General features: G+C 52.8%; 5 protein-coding genes. All 5 read left to right on the top strand.

Translation table 11 applies throughout. The features are described from left to right. Window positions 1–517 precede the first annotated feature (517 nt). Window positions 518–2,305: an aspartate--tRNA ligase gene (aspS, locus tag Q0P86_RS16070; protein ID WP_295040879.1), complete on the top strand. Its 1,788-nt coding sequence runs from the start codon at window positions 518–520 to the stop codon at window positions 2,303–2,305. A gap of 306 nt (window positions 2,306–2,611) precedes the next feature. Further along, on the top strand, window positions 2,612–3,337 hold the full coding sequence (gene aqpZ / locus Q0P86_RS16065; RefSeq protein ID WP_295040876.1) for an aquaporin Z: 726 nt from the start codon (window positions 2,612–2,614) through the stop codon (window positions 3,335–3,337). A 236-nt stretch (window positions 3,338–3,573) separates the two neighbouring features. Further along, on the top strand, window positions 3,574–5,793 hold the full coding sequence (locus Q0P86_RS16060) for a CotH kinase family protein (RefSeq protein WP_295040874.1): 2,220 nt from the start codon (window positions 3,574–3,576) through the stop codon (window positions 5,791–5,793). A 204-nt stretch (window positions 5,794–5,997) separates the two neighbouring features. Then, on the top strand, window positions 5,998–7,662 hold the full coding sequence (locus Q0P86_RS16055) for a diphosphate--fructose-6-phosphate 1-phosphotransferase (protein ID WP_290994634.1): 1,665 nt from the start codon (window positions 5,998–6,000) through the stop codon (window positions 7,660–7,662). A 99-nt stretch (window positions 7,663–7,761) separates the two neighbouring features. Then, on the top strand, window positions 7,762–7,983 hold a 222-nt coding region (locus Q0P86_RS16050), incomplete at its 3' end, for a hypothetical protein (RefSeq protein WP_295040872.1).

Raw genomic sequence — 7,983 nt, 5'->3', positions numbered from 1 at the left:
TAAAGCCGTAGGCTCTTTGGAACCACCCGCCTAGCGGGTGGTTTTCTGTATACAAGGAGATCCCCGCCTTCGCGGGGATGACAAGGAAAAAAGGAGGCGCCGCATCAAATGCGGCATTACAATTTGAAGCGAAATATCAAAAGTGGCGGGGTAAATGGGGGTCTTAGGGGGCGTTCCCCTAGGCGAGGGGGTGCGTGGAAGACCCGGCTGGGGCGGGACAAAGGAGAAGCCCGCTCAAAGACAGTCAAGGGAACGCCGCGACAAAGAACTTGTTCTTTGACATGGCTGAGCCGAAGAGTATTGCGTAAGCAACGCGGGCTTGACAATAAGGGTGCAGCCGGGGCTGAAACCAGGGGGATTCCTCCCCCCCCCTTTTTAGACGAAAGAGCGGATCTTCAAGCTTACAGGCGAAAGACTAAAGAAAAAAGCCTTCAAAACATGCCTTTTTTTTAGAAGTTTCTCTCGTCTCTCGTCTAATTTCTATATTTAGCCCCGAAAAATTTTTCAAGGACTCACTATGAAACGTACTCATAACTGTGGCCAGCTTCGCAAGGCAGATGTTGGCCAGACCGTAACACTCGCCGGTTGGGTGGACCGCCGCCGCGACCATGGTGGTGTGATTTTTGTGGACCTCCGCGACAAGTATGGAAAAACCCAGATTGTCTTCAACCCGGACTACAATGCCGACGTGATGAAGACCGCCGAACAGCTCCGCAACGAATACGTGATTACGGTGACCGGCAAGGTCTACGCCCGCGAAGAAGGCAACACCAACGAAAAACTCGCCACCGGCGAAATCGAAGTGAAGATCGACCAGATTGAAATTTTGAACGCGGCCCTCACTTCCCCGCTGGCCATTAACGACCCCAACGAAGAGTGCAAGGAAAACGACGACCTGCGCCTGCAGTACCGCTACCTGGACCTTCGCCGTCCGTGGATCCAGAAGAAGTTGTTGCTCAAGAGCCGCTTCCTCAAGGCCGTGTACGACTTCTTCTACGCCAACGGTTTCGAAAACATCGAGACGCCGGTGCTCTGCAAGTCCACTCCGGAAGGCGCCCGCGACTACCTGGTTCCCTCTCGTGTGAACCCGGGCAAGTTCTACGCCCTGCCCCAGTCTCCGCAGCAGTACAAGCAGCTTTTGATGATCGCTGGCATGGACCGCTACTTCCAGATCGCCAAGTGCTTCCGTGACGAAGACCTCCGTGCCGACCGTCAGCCGGAATTCACCCAGATCGACGTTGAAATGTCCTTCGTGGACCAGGACGACGTGATGGCCATGTTCGACAAGTTCGTTACCGAAGTTCTCGGTAAGGTCTGGGACTTCGAACCGCCCAAGAAAATCCGCCGTATGAAGTGGGCAGAAGCGATGCTCAAGTACGGTTCCGACAAGCCGGACCTCCGCTTCGACCTCGAGATTCACGATGTGTCTGAAATCGGTGCCAAGTCCGAATTCGGCGTGTTCAAGAACTGCGTTGCAGCAGGAGGCAAGATCCGCGGTATCGCTGCCAAGGGCTGCGTGGACTTCACCCGTAAGCAGATCGACGAACTCACCGCCTACGTGGGCAAGTACGGCTCCAAGGGCCTCGTGTGGATGCGCGTCAAGGAAAATGACGAAGTGGAAACCCAGGTGGGCAAGTTCTTCACGACTGAACAGCTCAACGAACTGCGTGACGCCGTCGGTGCCAAGTGCGGCGACATGATGTTCTTCATCGCAGGTCCCGAAAAGATCGCAGCTACCGCCATGGGTCAGCTCCGCCTGGAAGTCGCCCGCATCAAGGGCCTCCGTGACCCGAAGAAGCGCGAATTCGTATGGATCACTGAATTCCCCATGTTCGAATACAGCGATACCGAAGGCCGTTACATGGCTATGCACCACCCGTTCACCAACCCGCTCCCGGAACACCTGGACATGATGCTCGGCGGCAACCTCAAGGATTGCAACGCCGAAGCCTACGACCTTGTTCTTAACGGCGTGGAAATCGGTGGCGGTTCTATCCGTATCCACAACCCGGAAGTCCAGGAGAAGGTATTCCGCCTGCTGGGTCTCTCCGAAGAACAGGTTAAGGAAAAGTTCGGCTTCTTCGTCGACGCATTCAAGTACGGCGCTCCTCCCCACGGCGGCCTCGCCTTCGGCTTGGACCGCGTTGTCGCTACCATGGAAGGCGAAGAATCCATCCGTGACTTCATCGCGTTCCCGAAGAACACCAGCGCTTCTAGCCCGATGGACCAGTGCCCCAGCGAAGTGGACCTGCAGCAGCTGCAGGACATCCATATCTCCGTGCAGATGCCCAAGGCCGCGAAGTAGGCCGACAAAAAGCTGTGGACCCTATCGGCCTACGGCCTCCAGGGTGACATGCCATTCTGACCCCCAGGGTGAAACGTCATTCTGGAGCCTCGAAGAGGCGATAGAATCTAAAGCATTATAAGGTGCTCCGCAATTCGCGGGGCATTTTTTTATTTCAAAATTTACCCCTAAACACATATGATTGAAAATCTTGTATGTGCGTTTTCGCACGAAAACAATTTTTCACATAACTTTGGGCAATTCCAAAAGGGCCTTTTGCTAAATTGAGCAAAGACTCTTAACCCTCTATTTATGGAGAAAATTCAAATGAAACTTTCTACTCGCGCCATTGCAGAAGCAATCGGCACCTTCTGGCTTGTATTCGGCGGCTGCGGTGCAGCCGTTCTCGCTTGCGGTGTTGCTGGCGTTGGCATCGGCTACGTTGGCGTTTCTCTCGCCTTCGGCCTGACTGTTCTCACCATGGCCTACGCCATCGGTCACATTTCGGGCTGCCACCTGAACCCGGCAGTTACTCTCGGTCAGGTTGCCGGCGGTCGTTTCCCCGCTAAGGAAGCTCCGGCTTACATCATCGCACAGGTCATCGGCGGTATCGTCGCTGCAGGCCTTCTCTATGTAATCGCTTGCCCGGATCTTACCAATGCAGGCATCGGCGCATTCGCTACCAATGGCTGGTCCGAATCCCTGACTAACGGTGTTAACGCTTTTGGCGGTAAGACCTGCGGCATGATGAGCGCATTCCTCATCGAAGTTGTGCTCACCGCAATCTTCCTGTTCGTCATCATGGGTTCTACCGACAAGCGTGCTCCCGCTGGCTTTGCTCCCATTGCCATCGGTCTCTGCCTCGCCCTCATCCACCTCATTTCTATCCCCGTGACCAACACCTCCGTGAACCCGGCCCGTTCTACTGCCGTTGCCGTGTTCGTTGGCGGCGCAGCTATCCAGCAGCTGTGGCTCTTCTGGGTAGCCCCGATTCTCGGCGGTATCATCGGTGGTATCGCTTACAAGTTCCTCTGCGAAGGCAAGAACAAGTAATCTGAATTTTCAGAAAAACCATTTAAAAACGTCCTGGCATTTCGCCAAGGCGTTTTTTTTATACGCAAAGCTTCATTACAGACGCTTTTAAATGTGACATTCATCATATTAGCCGAACCAAAGCGCCCATCCGTGTAAACAATGGAGTTACAAAAGATTTATCCGTCAAAACATTATTTATTTTACGGTTCGTGTAAGGATATTTGGTGATTTTTGGAATTTTCAGAGGTTTTCTCGTGAGTAAAAAAATCATCGCTTTTTCTTTGTGCGCAGCAAGTACTTTCCTATCTGCCTGTTCTGATGACTCGCCTGCATCTCCCGTGCAGGATCCCAGTGTAATCGTTCCCGAAAATCCGGGTACGACAATTGCCCCCATTACAGGCGAAATCATCCCGACCGATCCAGGAATTCCGCAGGATCCCACCAATCCAGGATATACCGACCCAACGAATCCGCAGGTTCCTGGCAACACGGCCCCCGCAAACCCCACAGATCCTAGCCAGCCGCAGAACCCTATAAGCAGTTCCAGCATTGTTCAGACGGCAGTAAGCAGTTCCAGCGCAACCGCCCCCTCACAGAGTTCTTCCAGCGGATTGAAGGATTACAACGACAATCACCTGCCTAAGGAAAGTTTCCTGCCTCCTGCAGGTTTCTATTCTAGCCTAACCATCCATCCACCCACTCCCCAGAAAGGTGGCGAAATCAAGTGTACCTTTGACGGTTCCTTCCCCACCCAGGGTTCTCAGGCAATTACAGCCGCAAAGCAGATTACCGAAAATACGGTCATCCGCTGTTCTGAATTCGTCAATGGACAGCCTGCAGATACCACCACCCAGACTTATTTCATTAACGAAAACGTTTCCATGCCGGTGGTGGCCCTTACGGTCAATCATTACGACATGTTCGACTCCACCGCAGGTCTTTACGCCACAGGCCAAGGCCCTTACCAGGGCGACGCCATGAACGCCACGGACAACAGCAACCCCAAATGTCAGGAACCCTGTAAGGGAGCCAACTTCTGGAAGGATACGGAACTTCCTGTCCATGTGGAATTCTTCGAGAACGGCAGTTCCACCAAGACCAAGAACTGGGAAATTGACGCAGGCATTTCCATCATCGGCAACTACAGCCGCTATAAGCCCAAGAAGAGTGTCGCCATCAAGATGGATAACGACATCTATGGTGACAAGACCCTTAAATATTCCCTGTTCAAGACCCGCCCGGAAGCAAAGAAGATCAAGAGCTTCAACCTCCGTAACAACGGCAACCGTTTCTGGACGGATTACTTCGGCGACGCCATGCTAGTGAGCCTCATGGAAGGAACCGAGGTGGATTACCAGCGAAGCCGCCAGGTAGTTGTATTCTATAATGGCGAATACTTCGGCATTCACGACATGCGTGAACGTCTGAACCGCAGTTTTGTAGAAACCAACTACGGTATCGATTCCAAGAGCATTAATGTGGTAAAGAACTGCGGTAGCAACGATACCGGCTGTCAGAACGGCTGGGTGGCTAGCGGAACCAACGGAGCCTCCCCCAACGAGTTTGTCCAGCTGGTAAACCTTGTGACCAGCGGCAACTTTGAAGGCGAAAATAACCAGCAGTACAGCCAAGTCAAGGAAAAGATGAACGTGGTCAGTTTCGCACAGTATATGCTTGCGGAGATGTACATTCACAACGGCGACTGGCCGGGTAACAACATCCGCGCCTGGGGCGGCAACGGCAATCCCTTCAAGTTCATGATTTTTGACGTAGACCACGGCTACGGATTCACTCCGGGCATCGCCGGCTTTGACACACAAAGCCAGAACATGTTCCAGTGGGTCTTGGGAAGCGCAACCATGGACAACAGCAATGGCGGAAACCAGGGCAGCTGGGGCGGTGGCTTTGGTGGCGGCTTCGGCGGTTTCGGCGGATTTGGAGGAGCGAACTCCACCATCGGAAACATGCTGAAGAAGCTTTTGGCCAATCCGGAATTCAAGCGCATGTTCATTAACCAGGCAAGTTTACTCCTGAACGATTACCTGACCTATGAAAAAGTTCAAACTGCCGTCCAGAATATGAAGGGAACCATCCCTAGCACCGAACAGCAGCGTGACGAACAGCGTTGGCCCCGTAACCAGAGCAGATTCAACTGGTCCCCCGATGGATCTGACCTGCTGAACTTTGCAAGAACCCGCACCGAAACATTCAAGCAGGAAGTGACACAATTCTTCGGCCTATCCGGAGAAATCAACGTAACCATTTCCGCAAATGGTAGCGGAGTCATCCAGGTGGATGGAATGAGCCTGCCTCACAGCAACTATCGCGGAAAATTCTTCAGCGGGAATTCCATGATGCTTACTGCAATACCTGCTGCAGGTCGCGTTTTCGCTGGTTGGAGTGACGGTTCTACCGAAAATCCCCACCTGGTCACACCCACTGAAGGAATGACCATTACGGCAACGTTCAAATAAGACGTTTTTGTTACTTTATTTAAAATTGCCGGTTGGACAGACCGGCTTTTTTATCATTCATTAAATTGACAATATTCACACAAGATGTAAAAAAGCAGGAATTCAGTTGCATATACTGTTTATAGCCTGTAGAATTTATATATTTGAGCTGTAGATTTTTTAACCCGTCCACATTCTGTGGACTTCTAACCAAAGGAAGAAACAATGGCTGACAATCTGTCCGTTCTCGGCAAGGCCCGCAAGGCCTACCAGCCGAAACTCCCCGCCGCTCTCCGCGACGGCGCTCTCAAGGTCACTCTCAACAAGGGTAAGGCAACCGAATCCGTGCGCGACCAGGCCAAGATCAAGGCTCTGTTCCCGAACACCTACGGTGCACCGTACATTTCCATGAAGAAGGCTACCAAGGCTGCTGCCGGTAAGGCTTTGAACGTGGGCGTGGTGCTCTCCGGCGGCCAGGCTCCTGGTGGACACAACGTGATTGCGGGTATCTTCGACGGTATCAAGAGCATCAGCAAGAATTCCAAGCTCCTCGGCTTCCTCGGCGGTCCGTCTGGCCTCGAAAACGGCAAGTTCATCGTGATCAACGAAAAGATCATGGACTCCTACCGCAACACTGGCGGATTCGACATCATCCAGTCCGGCCGTACCAAGCTGGAAACTGAAGAACAGTTCAAGAAGTGCATGGCTGTTGCCAAGGCTCAGAAGCTGGACGCTATCGTCATCATCGGCGGTGACGACTCCAACACCAACGCTGCTGTTCTCGGTGAATACTTCCAGGCTAACGGCGCTTCCTGCGTTGTTTGCGGCTGCCCCAAGACCATCGACGGCGACCTTAAGAACGAATACATCGAAACCTCCTTCGGTTTCGACACCGCTGTGAAGACCTACTCCGAACTCATCGGCAACATCATGCGCGATGCCAACTCCGCTCAGAAGTACTGGCACTTCATCAAGCTCATGGGCCGTTCCGCTTCCCACATCGCATTGGAAGCTGCTCTCCAGACCCATCCGAACATCTGCCTGATCTCTGAAGAAGTCAAGGCCAAGAAGATGAAGCTCAAGCAGGTCATCAAGTACGTCGCAGACATCGTCGCTGCCCGTGCTGCTGACGGCAAGAACTTCGGCGTCTGCCTAATTCCGGAAGGCCTCCTGGAATTCATCCCGGATGTCGGCGTGCTCATTTCCGAACTCTCCGAAGCCCTCGCCCACCACGAAAAGGATGTGGTCGGCCTCGACACTGCCGCCAAGGTTGAAAAGCTCTGCAACTGGATTTCCAAGGCTTCTGCCGAAGTCCTCAAGAGCCTCCCCGCCACCACTCAGGGCCAGCTGATGCTCGACCGCGACAGCCACGGCAACGTGCAGGTTTCCCTCATCGAAACCGAAAAGCTCATCATCGAAATGGTGAAGAAGGAACTCAAGAGCCGCAAGAACTTCAAGGGCAAGTTCAGCGCCCTCAACCACTTCTTCGGTTACGAAGGCCGTTGCGCAGCTCCGTCGAACTTCGACGCCGACTACTGCTACAGCCTGGGCTACACCGCTTCCGTTCTCGCTTTCAACAAGATGAACGGCTACATGAGCTCTGTGCGCGACCTCACGAAGGGTATCGAAAAGTGGACTGCCGGTGGCATTCCTATCACCATGATGATGAACATCGAACGTCGTCACGGTGCTGACAAGCCGGTGATCCAGAAGGCTCTCGTGGAACTCGACGGTGCTCCGTTCAAGTTCTTCGCCAAGAACCGCGAAGTTTGGGCCAAGACTGAATCCTACACCTACCCGGGTCCGATCCAGTACTGGGGTCCCAGCGAAGTTTGTGACGTCACCAACTTCACCATCAAGCTCGAACGCGGCGCTCTGAAGGTTAAGTAAGCGATAAACATCGTCTAGAACTTAAGTCCCTCGCGTATGCGAGGGATTTTTTTGTTTAAGATCAACATATTATAGTTTAATTCATATAAAGTTTCCTATTTGAAACAATTTTCCTATCTTGTGCCGTCAAGAAAACAATGTCGTTTTCTAAAAAAATCTCCATTAGGAGGACTTTATCATGAAAAAATTTGCAGCGTTTCTCCTCTGCGCAGCTTCCCTCTCCCTCATTGGTTGCGGTGGCAAGGCCGACCTCAAGAAAACATTCTTTCTCCGAAGTTTGACGCTCTCGACGGTGTTTCCGGCCTCATCATCTCCATGAGC

Origin of the sequence: uncultured Fibrobacter sp. (assembly GCF_946062555.1) — a bacterium.
GTDB lineage: Bacteria > Fibrobacterota > Fibrobacteria > Fibrobacterales > Fibrobacteraceae > Fibrobacter.
The sequence above is the reverse complement of the archived record's forward strand: the minus strand, read 5'-3'. Positions and strand labels throughout refer to the sequence as shown.